This window comes from Rhizobium sp. BE258 (assembly GCF_031457345.1).
Lineage (GTDB): Bacteria > Pseudomonadota > Alphaproteobacteria > Rhizobiales > Rhizobiaceae > Rhizobium.
The window spans coordinates 824,576-848,199 of record NZ_JAVDWL010000001.1 but is presented as its reverse complement, the minus strand read 5'-3'; the positions used below and the strand labels follow the sequence as shown (position 1 = coordinate 848,199).

Annotated in this window: 26 protein-coding genes; 14 read left to right on the top strand and 12 right to left on the bottom strand. The window is 61.7% G+C overall.

The features are described 5' to 3' along the window. Nucleotides 1–48: 48 nt before the first annotated feature. Entirely contained in the window at nt 49–1,314 is a 1,266-nt protein-coding gene (locus tag J2X43_RS03950; protein ID WP_162698695.1) for an ABC transporter substrate-binding protein, read from the bottom strand. A 196-nt stretch (nt 1,315–1,510) separates the two neighbouring features. Here J2X43_RS03950 and J2X43_RS03945 point away from each other — a divergent pair, with 196 nt between their 5' ends. The 8 genes from J2X43_RS03945 (at nt 1,511) to J2X43_RS03910 (ending at nt 7,872) form a co-directional block, all read left to right on the top strand. After that, on the top strand, nt 1,511–2,542 hold the full coding sequence (locus J2X43_RS03945) for a Gfo/Idh/MocA family protein (RefSeq protein WP_112388511.1): 1,032 nt from the start codon (nt 1,511–1,513) through the stop codon (nt 2,540–2,542). Further along, nucleotides 2,542–3,309 carry a GntR family transcriptional regulator gene (locus J2X43_RS03940; protein ID WP_112388512.1) on the top strand — a complete coding sequence of 256 codons (768 nt, stop codon included), beginning with the start codon at nt 2,542–2,544 and terminating at the stop codon, nt 3,307–3,309. The genes J2X43_RS03945 and J2X43_RS03940 overlap by 1 nt, the downstream gene beginning before the upstream one ends. 75 nt (nt 3,310–3,384) lie before the next feature. Continuing rightward, nucleotides 3,385–4,383: an SIS domain-containing protein gene (locus J2X43_RS03935; protein WP_112388513.1), complete on the top strand. Its 999-nt coding sequence runs from the start codon at nt 3,385–3,387 to the stop codon at nt 4,381–4,383. A 2-nt stretch (nt 4,384–4,385) separates the two neighbouring features. Further along, the gene (locus J2X43_RS03930; protein ID WP_112388514.1) at nt 4,386–5,282 is read left to right on the top strand and encodes a BadF/BadG/BcrA/BcrD ATPase family protein; all 897 of its coding nucleotides are present in this window, start codon (nt 4,386–4,388) and stop codon (nt 5,280–5,282) included. A gap of 115 nt (nt 5,283–5,397) precedes the next feature. Further along, a complete protein-coding gene (locus tag J2X43_RS03925; RefSeq protein ID WP_310290966.1) occupies nt 5,398–6,087 on the top strand; it encodes an RNA polymerase sigma factor in 690 nt (229 codons plus the stop codon). A gap of 84 nt (nt 6,088–6,171) precedes the next feature. Continuing rightward, on the top strand, nt 6,172–6,693 hold the full coding sequence (locus J2X43_RS03920) for a DUF4142 domain-containing protein (RefSeq protein WP_112388516.1): 522 nt from the start codon (nt 6,172–6,174) through the stop codon (nt 6,691–6,693). After that, nucleotides 6,690–7,022, top strand: coding sequence for a cupredoxin domain-containing protein (locus tag J2X43_RS03915; protein WP_310290963.1), 333 nt, complete (start codon nt 6,690–6,692; stop codon nt 7,020–7,022). Before J2X43_RS03920 ends, J2X43_RS03915 begins: the two co-directional genes overlap by 4 nt. A gap of 175 nt (nt 7,023–7,197) precedes the next feature. After that, complete coding sequence (locus J2X43_RS03910) at nt 7,198–7,872, top strand: dimethylsulfonioproprionate lyase family protein (protein ID WP_112388517.1); 675 nt, start codon at nt 7,198–7,200, stop codon at nt 7,870–7,872. Nucleotides 7,873–7,909: 37 nt separating this feature from the next. Here the strand turns inward: J2X43_RS03910 and J2X43_RS03905 are convergent, their stop codons facing one another. From J2X43_RS03905 to J2X43_RS03870, 8 genes are all read right to left on the bottom strand, one after another. Next, complete coding sequence (locus J2X43_RS03905; RefSeq protein WP_112388518.1) at nt 7,910–8,518, bottom strand: alkylhydroperoxidase domain protein; 609 nt, start codon at nt 8,516–8,518, stop codon at nt 7,910–7,912. Nucleotides 8,519–8,529: 11 nt separating this feature from the next. Then, nucleotides 8,530–9,162: a CMD domain protein gene (locus J2X43_RS03900; protein WP_112388519.1), complete on the bottom strand. Its 633-nt coding sequence runs from the start codon at nt 9,160–9,162 to the stop codon at nt 8,530–8,532. Nucleotides 9,163–9,187: 25 nt separating this feature from the next. Next, complete coding sequence (locus J2X43_RS03895; RefSeq protein ID WP_112388520.1) at nt 9,188–10,234, bottom strand: putative FMN-dependent luciferase-like monooxygenase; 1,047 nt, start codon at nt 10,232–10,234, stop codon at nt 9,188–9,190. Beyond that, entirely contained in the window at nt 10,231–11,928 is a 1,698-nt protein-coding gene (locus tag J2X43_RS03890; protein WP_112388521.1) for an ABC transporter ATP-binding protein, read from the bottom strand. The genes J2X43_RS03895 and J2X43_RS03890 overlap by 4 nt, the downstream gene beginning before the upstream one ends. Next, a complete protein-coding gene (locus J2X43_RS03885; RefSeq protein WP_112388522.1) occupies nt 11,925–12,827 on the bottom strand; it encodes an ABC transporter permease in 903 nt (300 codons plus the stop codon). Before J2X43_RS03885 ends, J2X43_RS03890 begins: the two co-directional genes overlap by 4 nt. Further along, nucleotides 12,824–13,768, bottom strand: coding sequence for an ABC transporter permease (locus J2X43_RS03880; protein ID WP_112388523.1), 945 nt, complete (start codon nt 13,766–13,768; stop codon nt 12,824–12,826). Before J2X43_RS03880 ends, J2X43_RS03885 begins: the two co-directional genes overlap by 4 nt. A 50-nt stretch (nt 13,769–13,818) precedes the next feature. Beyond that, nucleotides 13,819–15,459 carry a TIGR04028 family ABC transporter substrate-binding protein gene (locus J2X43_RS03875; protein WP_112388524.1) on the bottom strand — a complete coding sequence of 547 codons (1,641 nt, stop codon included), beginning with the start codon at nt 15,457–15,459 and terminating at the stop codon, nt 13,819–13,821. A gap of 250 nt (nt 15,460–15,709) precedes the next feature. After that, nucleotides 15,710–16,534 carry a helix-turn-helix transcriptional regulator gene (locus J2X43_RS03870; RefSeq protein ID WP_162698696.1) on the bottom strand — a complete coding sequence of 275 codons (825 nt, stop codon included), beginning with the start codon at nt 16,532–16,534 and terminating at the stop codon, nt 15,710–15,712. A gap of 102 nt (nt 16,535–16,636) precedes the next feature. Here J2X43_RS03870 and J2X43_RS03865 point away from each other — a divergent pair, with 102 nt between their 5' ends. Continuing rightward, entirely contained in the window at nt 16,637–17,521 is an 885-nt protein-coding gene (locus J2X43_RS03865; RefSeq protein WP_310290954.1) for an SDR family oxidoreductase, read from the top strand. Nucleotides 17,522–17,568: 47 nt separating this feature from the next. Here the strand turns inward: J2X43_RS03865 and J2X43_RS03860 are convergent, their stop codons facing one another. Further along, nucleotides 17,569–17,946, bottom strand: coding sequence for a response regulator (locus tag J2X43_RS03860; protein WP_112388527.1), 378 nt, complete (start codon nt 17,944–17,946; stop codon nt 17,569–17,571). Nucleotides 17,947–18,009: 63 nt separating this feature from the next. Here J2X43_RS03860 and J2X43_RS03855 point away from each other — a divergent pair, with 63 nt between their 5' ends. After that, nucleotides 18,010–18,291, top strand: coding sequence for a response regulator transcription factor (locus J2X43_RS03855; RefSeq protein WP_405049559.1), 282 nt, complete (start codon nt 18,010–18,012; stop codon nt 18,289–18,291). A gap of 129 nt (nt 18,292–18,420) precedes the next feature. Next, the gene (locus tag J2X43_RS03850; protein WP_112388528.1) at nt 18,421–19,200 is read left to right on the top strand and encodes a pyrroline-5-carboxylate reductase; all 780 of its coding nucleotides are present in this window, start codon (nt 18,421–18,423) and stop codon (nt 19,198–19,200) included. Nucleotides 19,201–19,212: 12 nt separating this feature from the next. Here the strand turns inward: J2X43_RS03850 and J2X43_RS03845 are convergent, their stop codons facing one another. Beyond that, entirely contained in the window at nt 19,213–20,016 is an 804-nt protein-coding gene (locus tag J2X43_RS03845) for a class I SAM-dependent methyltransferase (RefSeq protein WP_112389011.1), read from the bottom strand. 112 nt (nt 20,017–20,128) lie between these two features. On the opposite strand from J2X43_RS03845, the gene J2X43_RS03840 reads away from it, so the two are divergent. From J2X43_RS03840 to J2X43_RS03830, 3 genes are read left to right on the top strand one after another with little or no spacing between them, the layout of a single operon-like run. Then, a complete protein-coding gene (locus tag J2X43_RS03840) occupies nt 20,129–21,259 on the top strand; it encodes an ABC transporter substrate-binding protein (protein WP_112388529.1) in 1,131 nt (376 codons plus the stop codon). A 3-nt stretch (nt 21,260–21,262) separates the two neighbouring features. Further along, nucleotides 21,263–22,327, top strand: coding sequence for an iron ABC transporter permease (locus J2X43_RS03835; RefSeq protein ID WP_112388530.1), 1,065 nt, complete (start codon nt 21,263–21,265; stop codon nt 22,325–22,327). Next, a complete protein-coding gene (locus tag J2X43_RS03830) occupies nt 22,321–23,082 on the top strand; it encodes an ABC transporter ATP-binding protein (RefSeq protein WP_112388531.1) in 762 nt (253 codons plus the stop codon). Before J2X43_RS03835 ends, J2X43_RS03830 begins: the two co-directional genes overlap by 7 nt. 18 nt (nt 23,083–23,100) lie before the next feature. On the opposite strand, the gene J2X43_RS03825 is transcribed toward J2X43_RS03830, so the two are convergent. After that, nucleotides 23,101–23,544, bottom strand: coding sequence for an SRPBCC family protein (locus J2X43_RS03825; RefSeq protein ID WP_112388532.1), 444 nt, complete (start codon nt 23,542–23,544; stop codon nt 23,101–23,103). Nucleotides 23,545–23,624: the final 80 nt, after the last annotated feature.

Below are 23,624 nucleotides of genomic sequence, written 5' to 3'. Positions count from 1 at the left end.
CGGGCATCGGGAGCCTCGCGCACCGGTGTGGTGCGCGGGGCGCTCTTGTTACTTTTTCTGCGGTGCGTACCAGGATGCAAGACCGGCCTGGAGTTCTGCAGTCGCCTTTTCAGGGGTGACATCGTCTCCGATCATCATCGTCTGCAGCACGCGCCAGATTTCGTCGTCGAGCGGCGGATTGCCGGCGCTCAGCCGGTCCAGCGCCAGGCGCGGCGTCAGTTTGGCGTCCTTCTTCAGGTCGGCGAATTTCTGCGCCAGCGCGTTGTTATAGGTTACCGGCGTGCTGCTCATGGCGAAGAAGCCTGGGGCGGCATTGACGTAAAGTTCCTGGAATTCCGGAGATGCCAGCCAGGTGAGGAAGGTCTTTGCGGCATCCTTGTTCCTGCTTGCGGCATTGATGCCGATCGCCATGTCAGGCATTTCCTGCAGGTAGCGCTGACCGCCCTCCTTGGCAGCCGGCGGACCGAAGACACCGACGTTGAGACCCGTTGAGGTCACCTGATTGATATCCCAGGAACCGTCCGGCAGGATTGCCGCGCGGCCGATGGTGAAAAGCTGGGTCATGTCGGCATATTGCAGGCTTGCCTGCCCATTAGGCAGGAACGGCTTCCAGGCTGCGAAGGCTTTGAAGGCCTCGACGAATTCCGGATCCGTGAGCTTCTTGGTGCCGTCGATCAGGCCCTGGCGGCCCTCTTCGCCGTTCCAGTAGGACGGACCGATGTTGTAAAGACCGTTATAGGCGAGCTGCCAGGATTCTGCCGACCCATAGGCAAGCGGCTCGTATTTGCCGCTATCCTTGATCTTTTGCAGTACCTTGACGAACTCGTCAGCAGTCTTCGGAACTTCGAGCCCGAGCTCCTTGAAGATATCGACATTGTAATAGAAGCCAGCGAGCACGGCGGCGATCGGCAAGCAATAGGGCGTGCCTTTGGCGTCGGTCCAGGCGGCCTTCGACGTGTCGTCGAAATTCTTGATGGCGCCAAAGTCCGCCAGGGAGTCAAAATACTTGCGGCTGATCCACTCGCGATTGACGTCGAAGGGGCGGCAGGTCAGGAGATCAGGTCCCGCGCCAGCTTCAATTTGGGATTGCATCGCTGCATTATACTCATTGGTATTGACCGGAGAGAACTCCACCTTGATGCCGGGATTCTTGGCTTCGAAGGCCGGAATGATCTTGTCCTGCCACACTGCGATATCTTCGGTCCGCCAGCTTCCGAGCTTGATGGTGACATCTTCGGCGAAAGCGCTGCCGGCAGCGACCATCGCAACCAGTGAGACAACGGCACCGTTCAGCAATGCGTGCTTTGAAAGCATTTCATAATCTCCCATTCTTGTGACTCAAAACTGCTCCCATGCCGGTTCTTTTAATCTCAGTCCGGCGATTGTTGAGGCGACGATACCTCTCAATACCAGTTGTGACAAGTTATATTTTTTGTTTCCCATTTTTGTCTTATGTGGTATTCGATTGAAAGGAATAAGGACTGTTGCCACAGAGCTTGGAGGGGTGGAAATGATCGGCGTCGGGTTGCTGGGATCGGGTTTCATTGGCGAATGCTATGCCGATGCACTGCTTGACGTCCGCAATGCGGAGTTGCGCAGCTGCTATTCTCGCAGCGGCAAGCGGGCCGAGGAATTTGCGGCCAAGTGGCGGATCAAGACCCATGCCACGATGGATGCCCTTTGCGCCGACCCTTCCGTTGATCTTGTCATCATCGCCCTCCCGAACGAGGTGCATCTCGAGGCGACAAGAATTGCCGCAAAACACAAGAAGGCCGTGGTCTGCACCAAGCCGCTTGCCCGCACCGAAGCCGAGGCCGCAGAGATGCTCAAGCTGGTAACCGAGGCAGGCGTCTGGCACGGATATGCAGAGAGTTCGGTCTTCTCCCCGAACACAGCCAAGGCTTACGAAATGCTGAAGGCCGGCGGCATCGGCAAGCTGCTGACGATGCGTGCTCGCGAGGCCCATTCGGGTCCGCATGCGCCGCACTTCTGGGATGCGGAGACGGCGGGCGGGGGCGCTTTGCTTGACATGGGCTGCCACACCGTAGAATCAGCACGGCATTTCTTCGGAAAGGACAATCCCGTGACCGAGGTGATGGCCTGGGGTTCGACGATGGTGCATGGCGACAAGACGACCGGTGAGGATGCCGCGATCGCACTTCTGAAATTTGCCGGTGGCGAGCTGGCGACCATCGAATCTTCCTGGATCGAAAAGGGCGGCATGCAGCTGCGTCATGAGCTCGTCGGCTCCGAGGGGCGCATCGTCACCGACAGTTCTGTCGGTCCCGTCTGGGGCTTCGTCGGCAAGCCTGTCGGCTATACTGTCGAGAAGGCGGATGCCGAGACCGGCTGGGTGTATCCCGTACCGGAAGAGACGCGCGCCTATGGCTTCTCGCAGCAGATGCGCCATTTCGTCGATTGCTTCGCAGCCGGCAAGGCTCCGTCCGAAACCTACGAAGACGGGGTTATCGTCAACAGGATCATCGATGCATGCTACCGGTCCATGAAAACCAGGCAGTGGGAAAAGGTAGCGGTGAACTGATGATCGGAAATGAAGGCCAGCCGGGACCTTTGCAGTCGGATTCTCCCGAGCCCCTGTGGCAGCAGGCCGCAAAGGCGATCATGAAAGAGATTGCAGCCGGCAAGCTGGCGTCGGGAAACCGTCTGCCGCCGGAACGCGATTTGCTGACCCGGCTATCGATCAGTCGCGTAACGCTGCGCCGCGCGCTGCAGAGCCTGGTGACTGACGGCGTGCTGGTGTCTTCGCACGGCCGTGGCTGGTACGTGGCAACGGAAGCGCATCAGGAATTTCCCCAGACGCTTGAATCCTTCAGCGAAACCGCTGCCCGCCTCGGCCTCGCGCCATCCTCGGACGTGCTGCGTGCCGAAGGGGCGCCCGCAAGCCTCGATGAGGCAGAAGAGCTCGGCATTGCGCCCGGCGCGCCGGTCTTTCATCTCGACCGCATACGTCGGCTGGATGGCGTGCCGGTTGCCGTCGATACGTCGTTCTTCCCGATGATCCGCGGGCTCGATATGTCGGGTGTCGATTTCAAGACGGCTTCGCTTTTCAAGCTGCTGACCGGTGCCGGCTTTGACCTGGCGCGCGCCGAATCGACGATCGAGGCGCACGCCGCAGACAAGACGCTTGCCCGCCATCTCGGCATCGAGCAGGGCATGCCGATCCTCGCCATGCGCCAGCTTGTCGAAGACAGCAGCGGGCGGCCGGTCATGGCATCGACGATCCGCTACGCAGGCGACCGCTACCGCCTGCGGACATCTTTTTCACGCACTGCGAAGACCGGCGGGTGACGCCGTCCGTCCATCCGGCACGCGCTGGCCAAAGCCGCGGCCGCACATCATTTCAGGACCAAGGAGAAGACCGCAATGGTCAAAGGTTATATTTCGCTGGCTGACGCGCGCGCCTCCCAGGCCAATGCGCTGGAAACCGCGATTGCTGCAATTGGCAGCGAAGTTCGCAATGCTTCCAGCGCGCTGAAAGGCGCGGGCCCGATCTTCATGGGTATCGGCGCAAGCTTTGCAGCGAGTTCGGCTGCCGTCTGGGCCTTGCGGTCCCGCGGTGTGCATTCGTGGCGCCTCAATGGCGGCGAATATCCGATCCCCTTCCCCGCATCCAGCCATCCGGTGATCGCCGTCTCGCAAAGCGGCAAGAGCACCGAGACGCTTGCCGTGCTGAACTCGATCGAGCGCAGCCTGCGCATATCGGTGGTCAACGCCAAGGATTCCCCCGTCGCGGCCGCCTCGTCGGCCAATATTTCGCTCGGCGCAATCCCAGACAGCTACGCATCGACGATTGGCTATACGGCAACGATCGCAGCTCTTGGCATGATCGCCGAGGCCTGGGATGGCGGCGCAATCGATACGTCCTGGTCTGATCTCCCCACTGCCTTCCGCACCGTCGAGCAGAAGCTCAAGACGCAGACCGGCGAGATTCTCGCACGCATGACGGACGCGGTATATGTCGATTGCGCCGGGATTGCCCCTTCAGCCGGTTCGGCTGAAGTCGGCGCGCTGCTGCTACGCGAGATCGCCCGCATCCCTTCGACCGGCATGTCGACCAGGCAATATCTGCATGGCGCGATGGAATCGGCCGGCAAGGGCGTGCATATTCTCTTTGGCGACGAGCGGGAGGCGGAATTGGCATCGACCCTGGCAAAAGCCGGTCATCACACGATCCTTGCCGGCCCCGTGCAAGCCGCAGCCAGCGATTGGCTGACCTATATACCGCTACCGCGCGTCAGCATCACCCAGCGGCCAATCCTCGAGGCCGTCATCATGCAGACCATTGCGGTTGAAACCGCGCTTGCCCGCGGGCTCGATCCCGATGCCTTCGTCTTCCACCACAACGACACCAAGGTAGCCTGACGATGGATAGCAGTGAATGTCTTGTGGCGCTTGATGTCGGTGGGACGAAGACGCATCTGGTCGTGGAAACGCTGGCCGGTGCGCGTATTCTGGACACGGTCATCTCCAGTCAGGATTGGGACGCGGAGCCCGCGTCTCACGGCGCCGATTGGCTGGCTTCGCGCCTGCGCGCCACCCTGCCCGCTGGTCTTTCGATCGCCTCCATTGCCTTCGGTGCGCAGGGAATCAACAATCCCTCGATCGGGCGGGATCTTGAAGCGGCGTTGCTCGATCGGGGATATCGCGTTCGAGCAGTCAACGATGCGGCACTCATCGTGCCTGCTGCCGGGCTCCGTCAGGGTATCGGCGTCATAGCGGGTACCGGCGCCATCGCCGTTGGAACGGATGGCTCGGGGCAACCGATTTCGGCGGGCGGATGGGGATGCGTGATTGGCGACGAAGGTGGTGCGGCCGCATTGGTGCGCGAGGCAGCCCGGGCTGCGCTGAGAGCAAATGACGAAGGCAAGCCAGATGACGGATTGCTCTCGGCATTGATTGCCGATTTCGGCGTCGAGGATGCCGAGCGGCTGACCCGCAAGGTCAACGACGACCCGACGGCCGAGAACTGGGCACCGCATTGCACTGCCATTTTCGATGCCGCAGACGGCGGATCGCAACTGGCGGTGAACGTCATCTCGGAGGGCGCCGGCTATCTTGCGGCGCTTGTCGCCCAGCTCAAAAATCGGGGGGCGACAGGCGATGACGTCGTCGTGGCGGGCAGCGTGATCGTTAAACAGGCGCGTCTGCTCGACGCGTTCAAGCGCGCACTCGGCAAGCAGCATCCGCGGCTTGCTGTGCATGTGCTCGACGTCTCACCGGTCGAGGGTGCAGTCTTTCTGGCCCGCGCGGCGATTGGATAATCGGAGATTGGGAGCCGGTCCATGAGGCGACAGAGGCGTCGCCTTGTAAAATCGGCACTCGCGGAAACCTTGCACGCGGCCCAGCATCAAATAAGCTTCCACAACGAGAAGCCAGATGCAGGCGTTCGAGAATTCACCGCGACTATCCTTCGCCACCGACGAAGCAATACTTGTCCGCCGGGCGTCCACAGGCGACGCGCAGGCGATCCGCAAGATCATCCGGTTTCACAATCAGCGGCTCTACCGGCTTGTCCGGGCGGTTCTTCACAGCAATGCGGAAGCAGAGGAAGCGCTGCAGGACACCTATCTCCAGGCCTTTTCAAAGCTTTCCGATTTCGACGGCGCGGCGTCGCTCTCGACCTGGCTTTCGCGTATCGCACTGAATACTGCCTTCATGCGGTTGCGCGCCGAAAAGCGGCTCAAACGCTCGATCCCTCCGTCTGGCCAGCCGCAAGCCGAGATCATCGCGCTCCACCCTTCATCATCCACCATCGACCCGGAGCGCGGCATGGCGCAGCGACAGCTTCTTCAGCTCGTAGAGCAGGCAACCGATGCCCTTCCGGAGGACTTTCGCATCGTGTTCGTTGCCCGCGTCATCGAGGGGCTGGATATCGGAGAGACGGCCACGCTGCTCGATATTCCCGCGGCAACGGTCAAGACGCGGCTTCACCGCGCCCGCAAACTCATTCGCAAGCAGCTGGAAGAGCAGATCGGGCCGATCCTGATGGACGCCTTCCCCTTCGCCGGCAGGCGCTGCGAGCGGTTGACCGAAGCCGTGATCGCCAAACTCGGGCTGAAGAACTGACGGGAACCTCTCCGGCGGCGCGGCATCCAATGCTGCGTACGTTGAAACAGGCGCCGGCGATCCCGCCGCGCCAAGGAGATCCCGATTAAAACCTTCATTTCCGCCATCGCTACGAGCTGCCTTCTCCTCGCCGCCGGCCAATCGCTCGCAGCCGACAAGCCGACCGATCCGCAGATCGCCCATATCGCCTATACGGCAGGCGCGATCGACGTGGACGCCGCCAAGCTTGCCCTTTCGAAGACCAAGAACAAGGACGTCGAGGCATTCGCGCAATCGATGAAAAAGGACCATGAAGCGGTCAACGAAAAGGCGCTCGCGCTCGTCAAAAAGCTGAAGGTCACGCCTGAAGACAACCCGACGAGCCAGGCGCTTGCAAAGGCCGCCAAGGAAAAGCAGACCGAACTCAGCAAGCTGGACGGCGCCGCCTTCGACAAGGCCTACATCGACAACGAGGTTGCCTATCACAAGCAGGTCAACGGCGCGCTGGAAACCGTCCTTATCCCATCGGCAGAGAACAAGGACCTCAAAAGCCTGCTCGAAACCGGGCTGAAGCTGTTCCAGGGGCATGAGCAGCATGCCGAGCATGTTGCCATGGAGCTGAAATGATCTCAGTGCCGATGAAGTGCAGAAGCTTCCTGCTGACGGGAGTAGTCGTTGCGGCCGGCGCATCGCTGGCGCGCGCCCATAACGGCAAGATACATGTGACGGTCGAAAATCTCGGCTTCTCGCCTGCAGACACCGAGGCGAAAGTCGGCGAGACCATCGAATGGAAGAATAAGGATCCGTTCGATCATACCGCCACCGTCAACGGCGGCTGGGAGGTGACCATCCCCGCCGGCCAGAAAGCGACGCACCTGGTCACCGCCGGTGACACGGTGGAATATTTCTGCCGCTTCCATCCCAACATGAAGGGGCACATCAAGGTCGTGTCCTAGAGAAAAAACACGCCGCCAGGGACGCCTCTGGCGGCGTAGCCTTCGGCGAGTGACCATCGCCGTAGCGCGCGCTTGACCGATAGCCGGCATTCGTGTTGATGCAAGGGTTCGAATATCTGAGCCGAGCGAACGGACCGGGCCGAAAAGAGCCGCGCCGCGTGGGGACACTTCTCGCATGTCGAAATCCAATCTGAGGCGGGACGCCGACCTCCTGCTGCATCGTGGTTCGCGGGTCGAAGGCGCCTACCCGGTCAGCCGCTCCCGCAGGCCGGTCGAGGTTCAGCGTCTCATCGGTGCGATCGGCAATCTGATGCTTTCGGGCGATACGCCGATGATGGAGAAATTCGTTGCCGGCAAGATCTTTCATCAGCTGCAGTATCCCGGCGCCGTTTCCAGCCGGCCCGCCTCACATCTGCGGCTTGGGCCGCAGCTGCAGTTCGCCCTGCGCCAGCTGACGCAGAAAGGCCGGGCTTTCGCGGAAGTTGCCGCCGCGATCAACGATCTGGCCAAGAGCCTCGATTGGTCGTCGAGCTCGACCGGTCCCTTCGCCAGCATGAATATCGAAAAGGCACACGCCCATGCCGTCATCGCCGGAGCGGCGGGCCTCGAAGAGCGCGACGATGTCACGCTCGGGCTGACGATCATGGAGCCCTACAGCCGCTTCCCCGATCATGTCCAATACCGTGCCCGGGTTTTCCTGGCGCTGTCGGACTGCGAATTCCTCTGCGACGAAAAAGGCTGGCAGCAGGCTTCGCCGGGGTCGGCCTTCTACAACGAGGCCGGACACACCGTGGCGATGCGCTGCACCTCGCGGCCCCTGCTGGCCGCCTGGTGCCAGATGGAGCGGTAGAGCCCGGCCAGGCTTACCCGGCCGGGTCCGGCGCAGTTTATGCAGCCGCCGGGGTCGGCTCGCCGAGCGACAGCATCAGGCGGTTCGCCCAGTTGAAAAAGGCGGTGCCGTGAATGGCGTCGGCAATCTCCAGATCATCGAAGCCCTCTTCACGCAGGCGGGCAATCTCCGCCGGGCCAAAGCGCGAAGGCGTGGCCGTCAAGGCCGCCGAAACCTCGGCGACGGCGTTCCAGCGGCGGCTGCCGAGCTCGGCCTCGACGCCTTCGTCGAGCAGTCGCTGAACGTCGGCCGTGCGTTTCGAATGATGGGACGCGAACCGCGAATGCACCGAGGCGCAGAAGATGCAGCCGTTGCTGCGGGATGCGGCGGCGGCCGAAAGCTCCCGATCGGCCCGCGGCAAGCCGGCGCGCGTATTGTAGAAGATATCCTTATCGGTCTTCGTCCTCGCTTCGAGAATTTCCGGATCGCGGGCCAGCAGCATGAAATAGGGAGACTTGGAGCGCGAGGCATCGACGAGACCCGCCCAGTGCCGCTCGGTGAGTTCGCTTTCTTCCAGCGGCGTCAGCCACGGTGTCCAGCCAATCTCGGATTGGGTAAATGCGTTGGGGCGATTGTCGATCTCAGGATGATTGACGGTATCGGTCATGACGTTTCTCCTTATTCCGCTGCCGCACGCGTGACGCTGCCCTCGCCCGCCGCGCCGAGCGCGGAAAGGCCGGCAGCAACGCGAATCTGAAACGACAGGAACGCGACGATCTGCGACAGGGTGACGATACCGGTCGTGGTCCAGCCTGCATCAATCAGCTTCTGCAGCGCATCCGGGCTTGCTTCGCGCGGACGGAAGACCAGCAGATGCGTGTGTTCGAGAGCCGCCGACAGCTTGGCGCCGATCACGGCGCGGCTGAAATCCGAGACGGCATAGGTCAGGCCTGGAGCATCTTCCGCCGACAGCGGACCGGCCGGATAGCGGCCGTAAGGGCCATCTGCCGCGCCTTTTTCAATCTCCGTCTGGATCGCAGCTGCGAGCGACGCGCCGCCCTGCAGCTCGGACAAACCGCCGGCGTAGAAGGCCGACGCCGTCCCGGAGCGGTGCAGGCCGCTGACGAATGCGGCGATCGCGAGCCGCTCGGCACGCGTTACGTGATCGTCGGACACCGGCTCGAAGAGCGCGAGATAGCTTTTCTGCGCATTCAGCCGCGTCTCCGGACGTTCGGCACGGAGACGGTCGAGAAAAGACCCCGGCTTGATACCGGCTAGCAGATCAATGATATCGGGTGTGGAAGAACTCATGGATTCATACCTTTTCTGGCGGTGATTATGCTGTAGCGAGGCGCCGCTCGTGGGCGGCGGGTCCGCGTCGAACCCAGCCGAGCGCGGGAGCGACCTCGCTGGCTATCAATTCCAGCGAGCGCAGGATGTAGGCGTGTGGCGGATCGACCGAATGGACCTGGAAGACGAGGTCAGTGACGCGTTCCAACGCGGTGTCAGCCTTCAACGACGCGATCACATCGTCGGGCGTACCGACATGCACGTCGAAGGCCCTGATGAGATCCTCTGTCCTGGTGCTTGCGATCTTATGACCGCTGGCAATGAAGCGCTCGACGCTGCGCTGCAGGCCGATTTCCGCCAGATGCAAAGCCTCCTTGCGATCGTCGGCAACGAACAGGCTGCGCGAACCGAGAATGCGCGGCTGCCGTTCCTTCGGCAGCGCCTTAAGATAGGCGTCGATGATCGGATTCTGCAGCTCCCAGAGCGTTGCATCCGGCGCCTCTGCCGGCCGGGGCTGGGTGCGCGACAGCATCAATCCGTCACCATCCTGGCCGGCCCGGATTCCGCCGCCAACCGAGAACGTTGCCTGCCACACGCGCTCGAGAAGATGCGGGGCTGCCGGATAAAGATGATTGCCGCCCGTCAGCTCCCGCCCGGCCCAAGCATCTCGCACCGTTGCGAGGCTTTTCGCATAGACGGCGGCGCGATCGCCCGTTTCCAGCCCGAAGGGGAGGAAGGCAGCTGGAGTTCCGCCAGTACCGAAGCCGACTTCGAGGCGGCCGTTCGAGAGTATATCAAGCACTGCCGTGTCCTCCGCGACGCGGACGGCACTTTCCATCGGCAATGTGATCACACCGGTTCCAAGCCGGATGCGCGAGGTTCGGGCGGAGAGTTCCGCCAGAAAGATCAATGGCGCAGGAAGACCGCCCTCATCTCCATTGAAATGGTGCTGTGCCACCCATGCCGTATCGAACCCGAATTTCTCGGCATGAATGACCTGCTCGGCGGCCAGCCGGTAGCGGGTCGCAGCATCGGCCTGATCGAGGATACGGCTGAAGAAACCCAGGCGTTTCGGTGCGGTTGATGGCGTCATTGCTGTGTTCCTGTGCTGATCAGGGGAAATGGCTTTGCTGGCAGCCGGTGCTTCTTTCCGGGGATCGCCTCGATGAGTTCGCGGGTATAGGCGCTCGCCGGGTTGCCGAAGACATCGCCGACCGCGCCGCTGTCCACGAGCTTGCCGCCGCTCAAGACCGAGACGGTATCGGCGATCTGCCGCACGACAGCCAGATCATGCGATACGAAGAGATAGGTCAGGCCGAGCTCGCGCTGCAGTTTGCTGAGAAGCGCCAGAATCTGCGCCTGCACGGTGACATCGAGCGCCGACACGGCCTCATCGAGCACCAGGATCTGCGGGTTCAGAATGAGCGCGCGGGCAATGGCGACACGCTGTCTTTGCCCGCCCGACAGGGCATGCGGGCGGCGGCCGAGGACATCCGGCGGAAGGCCGACTTTCTCGATGATCGCCGCGACACGCTCCGTCCGCTCGGCGCGCGGAACCGGCTCGAAATTCAGCAATGGCTCTTCGACGATCCTGGCAATCGACTGGCGCGGATCGAGCGAACCGAACGGGTTCTGGTAGACGAGCTGAATCTTCCTGCGAAACAGCCGCAGCGTTTCCCCGCGCAAGGTAGAAAGGTCGAGCCCATCGACGATGACCCTGCCCGAGCTCGGCTTTTCGAATGCCGAGACGATGCGGATGCTCGTCGTCTTGCCGGAACCGGATTCGCCGACCAGCGCATGCGTCGTCCCGCGCCGGACGCGAAAGGAAACATCGTCGACGGCGCAAAAGCGCGAATAGCCGCCAAGGCCGAAGTCCTTGACGAGGTTTTCGACGACGATGATGTCGTCGCTTTCCGTCGCGGGAGTTTCCTTTGCCACGGTGGCCGGACGCGGCCGGATATTCAGCGACGGCGCATCCGACAACAGCTGGCGCGTATAGGCATTCTGAGGATTGCCGATGACATCCTGGGTGCGGCCCTGTTCCTGGATGCGGCCATGCTTGAGGACGATCAGCCGGTCGGAACGATCGGTGGCGACACCGAGATCGTGGGTAACGAGAAGCACTGCCGTGCCATACTCGCGGCGAAGCTCGTCGATCAGGTCGAGGATGTGCTTCTGTACCGTGACATCAAGCGCGCTTGTCGGCTCGTCCGCGATGATGAGCGACGGCTTCAACGCGATGGCGATGGCGATCAGCACCCGCTGCTTCATGCCACCGGAAAGTTCGTGTGGATATTGCTGCGCCCTCAGCTTCGGCTCGCTAAGCCCGACGCGTTCGAGAAGCGCGATCGCCTGCGTATAGGCAACAGGGCCGGAGGCTTCGCCATGAATGGCGAGAATTTCCGCCACCTGCTTGCCGATCGTCTTGACCGGATTGAGCGAATTGCCGGGGTCTTGAGGGATCAGGCTGATCACCGAACCGCGAATACCGTCCAGCCGCCGCTGCGGCCAGCCTGCGATCTCCTGATCGTTCAGGCGGATGCTGCCGCTCTCAAGTTTCCCGTTTTCCGGCAGCAGCCCGATGATCGCCTGCGCCGTCGAGCTTTTGCCCGAACCGGATTCGCCCACCAGCGCGACGACTTCTCCCGGGTTGACGTGGAAATCGATGCCATGGACAGCGGTGCGCGCGCCGTTCCTGTCGCTGTAGCTGACAGTCAGGCCGGAGACGGCGAGAACAGGAGACGGTGGGACAGCTGCTTTCGGCAGGTCGACAGGCTGTATCGTCATCTCTCTATCCTTCCAAATGCCTGGCTGATGCGATTGACGGAGAGCACCACCAGAACCACGGCGATGCCAGGGGCAGCCGTCAGCCACCAGGCGGTTGCGATATAATTGCGGCCCTCGGCGATCAGCAGCCCCCATTCCGGCGTCGGCGGCGGTGCGCCGTAACCGAGGAAGCCAAGGGTCGAGAGCTGCAGGATTGCCCAGCCGACCTGCAGTGCTGCAAAGGCGATGACCGAGGTCAGGGAGTTGGGAAGCACGTGGCGGATCAGCACGCTGAGGAAGGTACCGCCGCTGCCGAAGGCCGCTTCGACATATTCGCTGCGGCGAACAGTGATGACTTCGGAACGCACGATACGGGCAAAGCTCGCGACCGAAGTGATACCAACGGCGATCGCCGCGTTGATCGTCCCGAAACCCAAGAGAATAATGATGCTCAGGGAGAGCAGCAGCGCCGGTATCGACAGCAGAACGTCGGCAAGACGCATGATGGCCGTGTCCGTGCGCCCGCCGATCGAGCCTGCGAGAACACCGAGCGCTGTACCGGCGAAAAGCCCGATACCGACGGCTGCAAGCGCGCCCGACAGAGAGTGGACCGCGCCGTACACCAGGCGCGCATAAAGATCGCGGCCAAGTGAATCGGTTCCCAGCAGATGCGCGGCGCTCGGCGGTTTCAGCTGCTGCCCTGGCAGACCCTTGATCGGATCGTAGGCGGTGAACAGCTGGGGTGCGACCGCGAAGAGAAGCACGATGACCAGCACCGCGCCTGCCAGCAGAAGGCTGATATCGATCTTCCGGCTGCTTCGGCGCGGCGTGGCATCTTCGGCGGTTTGGCTCGGCAGCCAATCGTTGGTCTCTGCCGTCTCCAGGTCGAGATGGCGTTCAGCGACATCGAGGCTGGTCATCGAGCGGTCTCCGGCCTTGTTTTGAGCCGCGGATCGATGATCGGATAAAGAAGATCGATCGCGAGATTGATGGTGACGAACGCCGCCGCCGAGAGAACGACGATGGCCTGCAGGACGGCGACGTCCTGAAAATTGACCGCCTGTTCGGTAAGACTGCCGAGCCCGTTCAAGCCGAAGACCGTCTCGGTGATCACGGCGCCCGCCAGAAGCTCGCCGAACAGAACACCGGCAACCGTCAGAACCGGCAGGAATGCGTTCTTCGCCACATGCCGCCACAGCACCCATGCATGCGAGGCACCCTTTGCTCGGGCGACGGCAACGAAGGGCCGCGTCTGAACGTGATCGATGTTGCGCAGCAGGATCTGCGCCAGCGGCGCCGAGATCGGAATGGCTACAGTCAGAACCGGCAGAATCAGGCCCTCCCAGGGGCCGGGATTGATGACGGGCACCAGACGCAGCCGGAACGAGAATATCTGGATCAGCATGATGCCGAGCCAGAAGGTCGGCACCGAAACGAAGAGCGAAGGCACGGATTGGACGACATTACGCAATCTTCCGAAGCCATGGATGTTGGACAGGATCGCCAGCAGCACCGCGATCAGCGCCGCGACGATGAAGCCGAAGCCGGCCAGCCGGATCGTCGGCGGCAGGCTGGCAGAGAGCTGCGCACTGACGGCAACGCCTGCCTGCAGCGAATAACCGAAGTCACCGATCAGGAATTTTCCGGCTGTGTGCAGATATTGGCTGACCACGCTCCCGTCGGCCGCATAGGCGGCGCGGATATCAGCGATCTGTTCGGGACTGAGGCCGTATTCCGGATTCTGGAATTTGATAAGAACGGCATCACCGGGCATCGCCTGCAGCAGCACGAAGGAGATCGTGAAGGCGGCCCAGAGAACGAGCAGCGCCTGTCCTATGCGGGATATGATGTAGCGGGTCATGCCGATCCTTTCAGGTGACGGGTGGCCCGGCTTGCGCCGGGCCATGGCCTTCAGTGTTCAGCAAGCCAGGTGTTGTAGAAGCTCGGGCGACCGACAGCTTCGAAACCGACGCCCTGCACATAAGGCGCACCGGCAAAGGCCTGCGGCTCCTCGAAGATCGGGATCGCATAGGCCTGATCGATCACGTAGTTCTGGACCTCGCCGGCGATGGCGAGACGCTTTTCGCGATCGGGCTGCGAGGAAAGCTGCTCGAGAAGACCGTTCAGCTTGTCATCGACGAAGGATTTCACCTTGTCGCTCGGACCGCCCTTCTGGCGCAGCACGTCGCGGTTCTTCGGATAATACTGGCTCTTGATGACGTCAGGATCGGCCCGGCCAACCATTGCCGGCGACACCGGCGTCTTGGCCGGATCGAGATCGTCGACGGTCTTGCTGCCGGCATCACCCGCCAGCACATTCAGCGTAACGCCGAGCTTTGCCCATTGCTGCGCGACAAGCTGCAGCGTTGCCTTGTTCTGCGGCTGCGGCGGAGATTCATAGGCGGTCAGCACCAGCTGCTTTCCATCCTTCTCGCGGACGCCATTGGCGCCGACCTTCCAGCCAGCTTGATCCAGCAGCTCGGTGGCCTTGGCTGCATCGTAGGTCAGCTTCGGCGACAGATCGAGATAGCCCTGCGCCGTCGATGCGATGATCGACTTGGCTTGCGGATAGTTGGCCGAGAACAGCGTCGATATGATTTCCGCGCTGTTGGTACCGTGAAGCAGCGCCTGACGGACGCGGACATCGGACACCAGTGGATTGTCAGGGCGGAAGACGACGCTGTTGTTCACGCCGCGCGTCGGTGCTGCATAAATCTTGTAGCCTTGGCTCTCGACCTGTTCTTCATCATAGGCCTGTACCTGGCGAATGAAATCCGCCTGGCCAGAGAGCAGCGCACCGATACGCACGCTGTCTTCGCCGGTGATGATATACTTGATGCCGTCGAGATAGGCGCGGCCCTGATGCTCCTGCTTTGCCGGACCCCAATCGTAGTCGCCGCGGACCTTGAGGTTCAGCTCCTTGCCGAGTGTCTCGCTGTCAACGACGAACGGGCCGGAACCGACGATCTTCGTCGCGTCACCCAGCTGGTCGAAAGGCAGCGCCAGCGTCTTCAGCGATACCAGGCCGGAGCCGATCACCGACGTACCCTGCAGGAAGCCTGGGGACGGCTTCTTGAAATAGAACTTGACGGTCAGAGGATCGACGACCTCGGAACGGTCGTAATTGTTGATGACTTCCGAGACCGGCTGCTTCAGCTCCTTGTTGCCGAGACCGAACGTATCGTAGTTCTTGGCAACTGCGGCCGCGTCGAGCGGCGTGCCGTCAGAGAAGGTTACGCCCTTGCGAAGCTTGAACGTATATTCGGTGGCCTCGGCGTTGACGGTCCAGGATTCGGCAATCCATGGCTCGATCTCAAGTGTCTTCGGATTCTGATAGGTGAGCTTGTCGGTAATCTGATTGAGCACGCCACCGTTCGGATAGAAGCCGCCGGCCGGCGGATAGAGATTGGTATGCGGCTGCTGCTCAAGATAGATCAGCGTGCCGCCCTGAACCGGTTTGGCAGCCTCGTCTGCCGCAGCCGCCAGTGCCGTAAACGACACGGACAGGGTGCTCGCAAGAAGCAGGGTCTTAATCGTTGCCGTAAAGCTCATCTGTTGTCCCTCAATAACTAATGGTGACAACGGTAGCGGCATATAAATTTAGTATATAGAATTAGTATTCTATTTTCGGGACGCACACCGGAAATTCTATGGCGCCCGCCGCGGGCAGCACTTACAAATTGCTCTAGCAGCTTTGGCTCGACCGCAAAGGCGCTGTCTGCCCGGCATTACGGGACGCCAAGCTGCTCGCCCGTGGATTTGTTCGAGGCGTTGGCTTCAAAAACCGGCGAAAGCGGATCGGCTATTCCTTCTCACTTGCAAGCTTGCGGATCTCGGCCGCGGTCGCAGGATCGACCGGATTGTAAATCACCAGCCCCAGATCCGGCCTGCCATCGACGGCAAAGGCGGAATATTCGAGATCGATCGTTCCCAATTTCGGATGTTTTAGGCGCTTGACGCCATCGCCATGCACGCGGACGTCGTTTTCCTGCCAGAGCCGTTCGAAATCCGGGCTGACGGCACTCAGTTCCTCGACCAGCTTGCTGACTTCAGACCCGGCGCCGGCCCGCGCGACATCCGCCCGGAAAGCGGCAACCACGAAGCGGGCAAGCGTTTCCCAATCATGCTGCTTGGCGCGGATCGCCGGGTTGGAGAATATCAGTCTGAGGATATTGCGTTTCTCCGGCGCAATCGTGCCGTAGTCGGTCAGCACGACGGCGGCAGCGCGGTTCCATGCGACCACATCCCACATCGCGGTCTTGATCAGCGCAGGACTTGCCTCAAGCGAATCCAGCAGACGTTGCAGCCGCGGGGTCACGCCTTCCGCCGGCCTGTAGCGCACTTCGGGAGGCCGCCCCAGCCCGAGCATGAAGAGGTGCTCGCGCTCCGGCTCTGTCAGCATCAGCCCGTTGGCGATCCGGTTGAGAACATCCGCAGACGGCGCCCCGCCGCGGCCCTGCTCCAGCCAGGTGTACCAGGTCGGGCTGATATTGGCCCGCTGCGCCACTTCTTCACGGCGCAAGCCGGGCGTCCGCCGCCGGCCCGACAGGCCGAAAGCGGACGGATCGAGTTTCACACGGCGGTCTTTCAGGAAGGCTGCAAGCGTGCCCGGCGTGTTGATCGGCATGGTGATCCTGTTAGCTATTATAATAGGATAAAGTCACTACTTTAACAGGATGAACTCTAGCCGATATTCTCTTCGGAGTAAAACACGCAAGGAGACATTGCTGTGCGCATTTTTTTGACTGGAGCAACCGGCTTTATCGGCTCGGCGCTGGTGCCGGAACTCATTGGCGCGGGCCACGAGGTCATCGGCATGACTCGATCGGACGAAGGCGCGCGCGCGCTCGAAGCCGCAGGCGCTAAGGTCTATCGCGGGACGCTCGAGGATCCCGAAAGCCTTCGCAAGGGCGCGCTGGAAGCAGATGGCGTGATCCACACCGCCTTCGACCACGATTTCTCGCGGTTCGCCGAAAATTGCCAGAAGGATGCCCGGGCGATCGCCGCGTTGGGTGCGGCACTTGCCGGGTCGGACAGGCCGCTGATCATCACCTCGGGCACCGGCATGGGCAATACCGAGTTCGGTGAATTGGGAAGCGAGGACGTGTTCAACACCAGCCACCCCAACCCGCGTGTCGCGTCCGAGCTTGCAGGGCAGACGCTGCTGGATGAAGGCATCAATCTTTCCGTCGTCCGGCTTCCACAGGTGCACGACACGTTCAAGCAGGGGCTCATCACGCCGCTGATCGAAATCACCCGCCAGAAGGGCCTCGCGGCCTATGTCGGCGAAGGACGCAATCGCTGGCCGGCCGGGCATCTGTCGGATGTCGCCCGTCTCTACCGTCTGGCGATCGAGCGAGCCGAAAGTGGCGCGCGCTACAACGCCGTCGCCGAAGAGGGCGTAGAGGCACGCGAGATCGCCGAGGCGATCGGCCGGGGCCTCAAGCTGCCGGTCAGATCGATCTCCCGTGAGGAAGCCGCAGCGCATTTCGGATGGCTGTCGATCTTCACCACGATCGACTTCCCGGCATCGAGCGCCAAGACGCAGGCCGTGCTCGGATGGCGTCCGACCGGACCGTCGCTAATCTCCGATCTCAACGCGATGCAGTACTAATGTTACAAGCGGGCGGACGCTATTGATGGCGCCCGCCCGCAGTTCTATCACAATGCCGCCGCGCGGATCACATGCCCGCGCCGCCAATCGTCCGCTGCTTGCAACGCCGACTGGATCCGCTCGTCGGTAAACGGCTTGCCGACCACCGCGAAGGCGCCATCGAAACCCTGCGAGACCGCCTGCGGAGAGCCGGTCACGAAGATCACGCTGATCCCGAAACGGTCGATCAGCCGCCGGGCGAGTTGCGTTCCGCTTGTCCCGTCCGACAGCCCGACATCGACAAGTGCGGCATCAGCCCGAGGCGCGAAAGCCAATGCCTGCTCGATCGTCGAGGCCGGGCCAAGCGCGCGATGACCAGCCTCGACGGCAATTCTTTCCAGTTCCAGGGCGATGAACCCTTCATCTTCGACAATCAAGACGTTCATGAATCTATCTCCTCGCGTCACGAAGAAATTGCTCTGCCAAAGACGTTTTCAAGCGGGATCACGATGTTTTTCACCGATCGCGAATGCATCAGGATTTCGATGCAGAAGGCTGCAATCCGGGAGACGAAATCCCATGTAAAGGGGATGACGGCTCAGGTTACCAAACGGGAAAAGGAAATTCTCACGCTGATGTGCGCGGGAAAGACGGCGCAGGAAATCGCCCTCATCCTCGGATGTTCGGTGCACACCGTCCGCACCCATATCGAGGCGCTGAAGACGAATTTCGCGGTCTACAAGGACACTGCGCTGGTGGCCGCCGCTTTGCGGCAGGGCGTCATCGACTGACGAGGCCTCGACGTCACTCACACAAATATCTGAAAAATGAGGACTATTCTCGGACAGGGCCGCCATCGGCCCTTTTGCGATCAAAGCGCTGCCCCTATGATCTCGCTATCAAAGGCTGCGGAGTGTGACATGAAAGCGAAAAGCATAGGCTTCGTCGGTACCGGCGCGATCACGGAGGCGATGGTCAGAGGTCTGCTCAGCGAACCCGCCTATCCCACCGAAGTCCATCTCTCGCCCCGGAATGCAGAGATTGCCGCAAGGCTGTTCAGCGAGTTCGCGGCCGTCAGCGTTGCGCCCGATAATCAGACCGCCGTCGATCGCAGCGACCTCGTGGTCCTCGCGATCCGCCCGCAGGTTGCCGAAGCCGTCATCGGCGAACTGACGTTCAAGCCGGGGCAGTCGGTGGTCAGCATCATCGCCGCCACCGAGCGCGAAGTCCTGCTGAAATGGATCGGCACCGATATCCATCTGGTGCAGGCCATTCCCCTGCCCTTCGTTGCCGAGCGCCAGGGCGTGACCGCCATCTATCCTCCGGACCCCGCCGTCGCTGCCATGTTCGACGCGCTTGGCAAGGCCGTCCAGTGCGAATCCCGCAAGGAATATGATCTCCTCGCTGCGGCAAGCGCGTTGATGTCGACCTATTTCGGCATCATGGAATTCACCACCGGATGGCTGGAAACCAACGGACTGGAGCGGACGAAGGCCCGCGCCTACCTCGCGCCGCTGTTCGAGAGCCTGGCGCGGCGCGCCAACGGCCCGCATGCCGGCGATTTCAACGCCTTGAGCGAAGAATTTGCCACCAGAGGTGGATTGAATGAACAGGTTCTCCGCGACTTCGACGCCGATGGCGGCAAGACCGCTTTGACTGCAGCACTCGACCGGGTCTTTGCCCGTATCGAGGGCCGGTAACCGGACGTCTGCTCAGAAAGGCTTTTCGCAGCAGATGGCATAGCGATGCTGCAGCCCGCGTGCGGCCGCTTTCAGGATATTCCAGTTGGCGGCCTGCGCCTTGTGTACCTGCCGCAGATCCCGGTCGATCTCGATACGCTGAAAGCCGGCGGCCGCGAGCAAGGCCGCGACCTCATCGGCTCTCGCACCGCCTGAGAAATAGACCTGCCGGAGAATCTCTTCGTGCTTTCCGGTCAGCTCCGGCGGCGCGTGCTTCGGGTCGGTCCGCAAGAGCCCCACCTTCTCCAATATGCCTGCTAGCTTCTTGAGCAGGCGTTCGGCCCGTCCCGTATTGACGAAATCGCCATCGACGATCAGCAGGCGGCCGCCGGGCTTCAGCACCCGCAGCCACTCGCGAAAACAGCTCTCCGGATCGATCAGCGTCCAGACGAGATGGCGCGTGATGACCACATCATAGGCGGCATCCGGCTCCATCGTGTGCTCGGCATCGGCGATGCGAAAACGGATGTCGCGGCCGCGCTGCCGGGCCTTGGCGCGCGCCCGCTCCAGCATGGCTTCCGACCAGTCGAGACCCGTTACCTTGTAACCGGCGTCGTCCATCAGATGCGAGATCACCGCGGTACCGCTGGCAAGGTCGAGCGCGCCGCGGCCATCGCCGGGACCGAGATGCTTGGCGATCAGATCGCGCCAGGCGCGGCGCTCGTCCTCGGAAAAAATCTCATGCCCTGGAGAGGCATCGAAGGTGGCGGCCCGCGCCGACCAGTAGGCCTTGATCTCCTCCTTCAGGTGATAGTTGGTGCCGTTCACTGCGCTCATTCCGGTTCTGCCGCTCATCCGTTCTCAGTCTTGAATTGCTCTAAAAGATAAAACTTGACTATTGCAATCATAAAATAATAGAGCCCCCTAGATTTTCACGGGGGACCACTCAATGCACATTCAATTCAAAGCCGCAGGCCTCTCTGCAGCACTGCTGCTTGCCACCGTCTGGCCGGCACTTGCCGAAAAGATTTCGTTGAAGGACGTAACCGGCCGCGACGTCGAGGTCGAGGTTCCCGTCAAGCACGTCATTCTCGGCGAAGGACGGCAGATCTACTTCCTGGCGGCGCTCGACAAGACCAATCCATTCGAACACGTCGTCGGCTGGCGCGACGATCTGCCCAAGGCCGATCCCGAGACCTACAGGGCCTATCTTGCCAAGTACCCTGATATCGCCAAGCTGCCGACCTTCGGCGGCATGAAGGACGGCACCTTCGACATCGAACAAGCCGTCACCCTGAAGCCCGATGTCATCCTGATGAATGTCGACGCCAAGACGGCGACCGAGGAAGCGGGCTATATCGAAAAGCTCGCCAAGGTCGGCATTCCGCTCGTCTATGTCGACTTCCGCGAAAAGCCGATGGAAAACACCGAGCCGAGCATGCGCGTCATGGGCAAGCTGATGGGCAAGGAGCAGCTGGCAGAGGACTTCATCAAGTTCCGCGCTGACTCCATCAAGGTCGTGACCGACAAGCTGGAAGCGGCCAAGCCCGCCCGCCCCGTTGTCTTCGTCGAGCGTGCAGGCGGCTACTCCGACGATTGCTGCATGTCGTTCGGAAACGAGAATTTCGGCATGATGGTCGAGATCGCCGGCGGCACCAACATGGCGAAGGATATCATTCCCGGAACCTTCGGCACGGTAAACCCGGAGCAGATCGTCGCTTCGAACCCGGATCAGATCATCGTCACCGGCGGCATGTGGGAAGCCTTCGTTCCTGGCGGCGCCTGGGTTGGCGTCGGTTACGGCGCCGATCTGACAGAAGCCAAGCGCAAGCTCGAGGCCCTGACCAAGCGCCCGGCCTTTACCGGCGTCAAGGCCGTCGAAGACGGAAATGTCCATGCGATCTGGCACCAGTTCTACAACAACCCCTACCAGTTCGTCGCCATCCAGGAGATCGCCAAGTGGCTGCATCCGGATCTCTTCAAGGACCTCGATCCCGAAGCGACCTTCAAGGAGTTGCATGCGCGCTTCCTGCCGCTCGACTACAAGCCCGGCTACTTCGTCTCCCTGAAGGGCGAGTAACCGATGGCCGGGACGGCTCTTACCGCTGACATCGCAGGGCGGGAGCGCTATCGCGCTCTCGCCTTCCGCCGGATCGTCATCCTCGTTCTATTGACGGCAGCACTCTGCGTCAGCGTCGCCGCCGACATGGCACTCGGTCCGGCGAATTACGAAATCCGCCAGGTTCTTCTGGCCCTGTTCAACCCGGAAGTCGCCGGCAACCAGCTAAGGGTCGTCATCTGGGATATCCGCATGCCGATCGCCTTGATGGCGGTCACCGTGGGTGCGGCCCTTTCCGTTGCCGGCGCGCAGATGCAGACCATCCTGTCGAACCCGCTGGCCAGCCCCTTCACGCTCGGGATTTCCGCGGCGGCAAGCTTCGGCGCAGCACTGGCGCTGGTAACAGGTGTCGCCGTCTTTCCGGCGGCCGTCCAGTATATGGTTCCGATCAACGCCTTCCTGATGGCGATGCTGGCATCGCTCTTCATCTATTTCGCATCAACAATGCGCGGCGTCAGCGTCGAAACCATCGTGCTGCTCGGCATCGCGCTGGTATTCTCCTTCAACGCCGCCTTGTCACTGCTGGAATATCTCGCCTCGGAACAGGCTCTGGCAGCGGTGGTCTTCTGGACGATGGGCAGCCTGACGAAGGCGACATGGGCAAAGGTCTACGTCACGGCTGCCGTGCTCGTCGTGACAGTGCCGCTCTTCATGCGCGATGCCTGGGCGCTGACCGCATTGCGGCTCGGCGACGACAAGGCGGCCAGCATGGGCGTCAATGTCCGCCGCCTGCGTCTGCGAACGATGCTGACCGTCAGCCTGCTTGCCGCCATTCCGGTCTCCTTCGTCGGCACGATCGGCTTCATCGGTCTCGTCGGTCCACATATCGCCCGCATGGTCGTCGGCGAGGACCAACGCTTCTTCCTGCCTGGCTCGGTGATCTGCGGCGCGCTGCTGCTGTCGGCGACATCGGTCGTCAGCAAGATGCTCATTCCGGGAGCGATCCTGCCGATCGGCGTGATCACGGCGGTGGTCGGCGTTCCCTTCTTCTTCGCGCTCATCTTCAGCAACAGGAGACGGTCTTGGTAGAGCTGGCACTCAGAGACGTCGGCGCCAATTATGGCCGCGTCACCGTTCTGTCGAAAATCGGCATTGGTACGCTCGAAAGCGGCAGCCTGACGGCCGTCATCGGCCCGAATGCGGCGGGCAAGTCAACGCTCTTCAAGCGCATTGCCGGATTGATATCGGGGCCCGGCGTGGTCGAGCTGTCTGGCACCGAACGCGGAGACCGGGCTGTCTGCTACATGCCGCAGGATACCGGCGCGAACGCCGTGCTGACCGTCTACGAGTCAGTGCTGCTTTCGGCAAAGCAGGGCGGCGGATGGCGCGTCCAGGACGGAGAACTCGATGAGATCGACGCGATCCTGAAGGCCCTGAGGATCGATGACCTTGCCTTCCGGGGACTTGGCGAACTTTCCGGCGGCCAGCGCCAGCTGGTATCGCTGGCGCAGGCGCTGGTCCGCAAACCCGAAGTTCTCTTGATGGACGAGCCGACCTCGGCACTCGATCTGCATCGCCAGATCGAGGTTCTGGCTTTCGTCGAAGGTCTGGCAAGCCGGACGGGGATGATCGTGCTGATCGCCCTGCACGATCTCAATCATGCGCTGCGCTATTGCCACAACACGATCGTGATCGCCAATGGCGCGATGGCGACGAGCGGTCCGACCCGCGACGTCATAACCTCAAACATGCTGAAGGACGTCTACAAGGTCGAAGCGCGGATCGAGACATGCTCCCGCGGCCACCCCTTCATCCTCGTCGATGGAACGGTTGCCGCAGGCTGATGCTTTGGGCCGGATCCGTCAGTTCCGGATATCGGGCTCGACCAGCCGGGCGAGGTTCTTCAGCGATTCCTGCCAGCCGAGATAGCAGGCTTCGGCCGGGATGAGATCGGGAACGCCCGCCTGAGTGATATCGACCTCGGTACCAACAGAAACCTTTTTCAGGATGACGGTGACTTCCATTTCACCGGGCAGGTTGGGATCGTCGAAAACATCGGTGTAGCGAACACGTTCGCCGGGCACGAGCTCGCGATATTCGCCGCCGAAGGCATGGCTGTCGCCTGTCGTGAAGTTGCGGAATGACATTCTGAACGTACCGCCGACAGACGCTTCCAGATGATCGACCGTGCAGGCGAAGCCGTTCGGCGGCAGCCACTTGGCAAGCGCGTCGGCCTCGATGAAGGCGCGGTAGATCTTGTCGGGACTGGTCGCCAGGACACGGTGCAGACGGATGGTGCTCGGCATGGTGTTCTCCTCCTTGCTGATGGAATGGACATCCCAAGGACGAACATGCCTTCAACGATCCGACACGTCACCGGCATTTT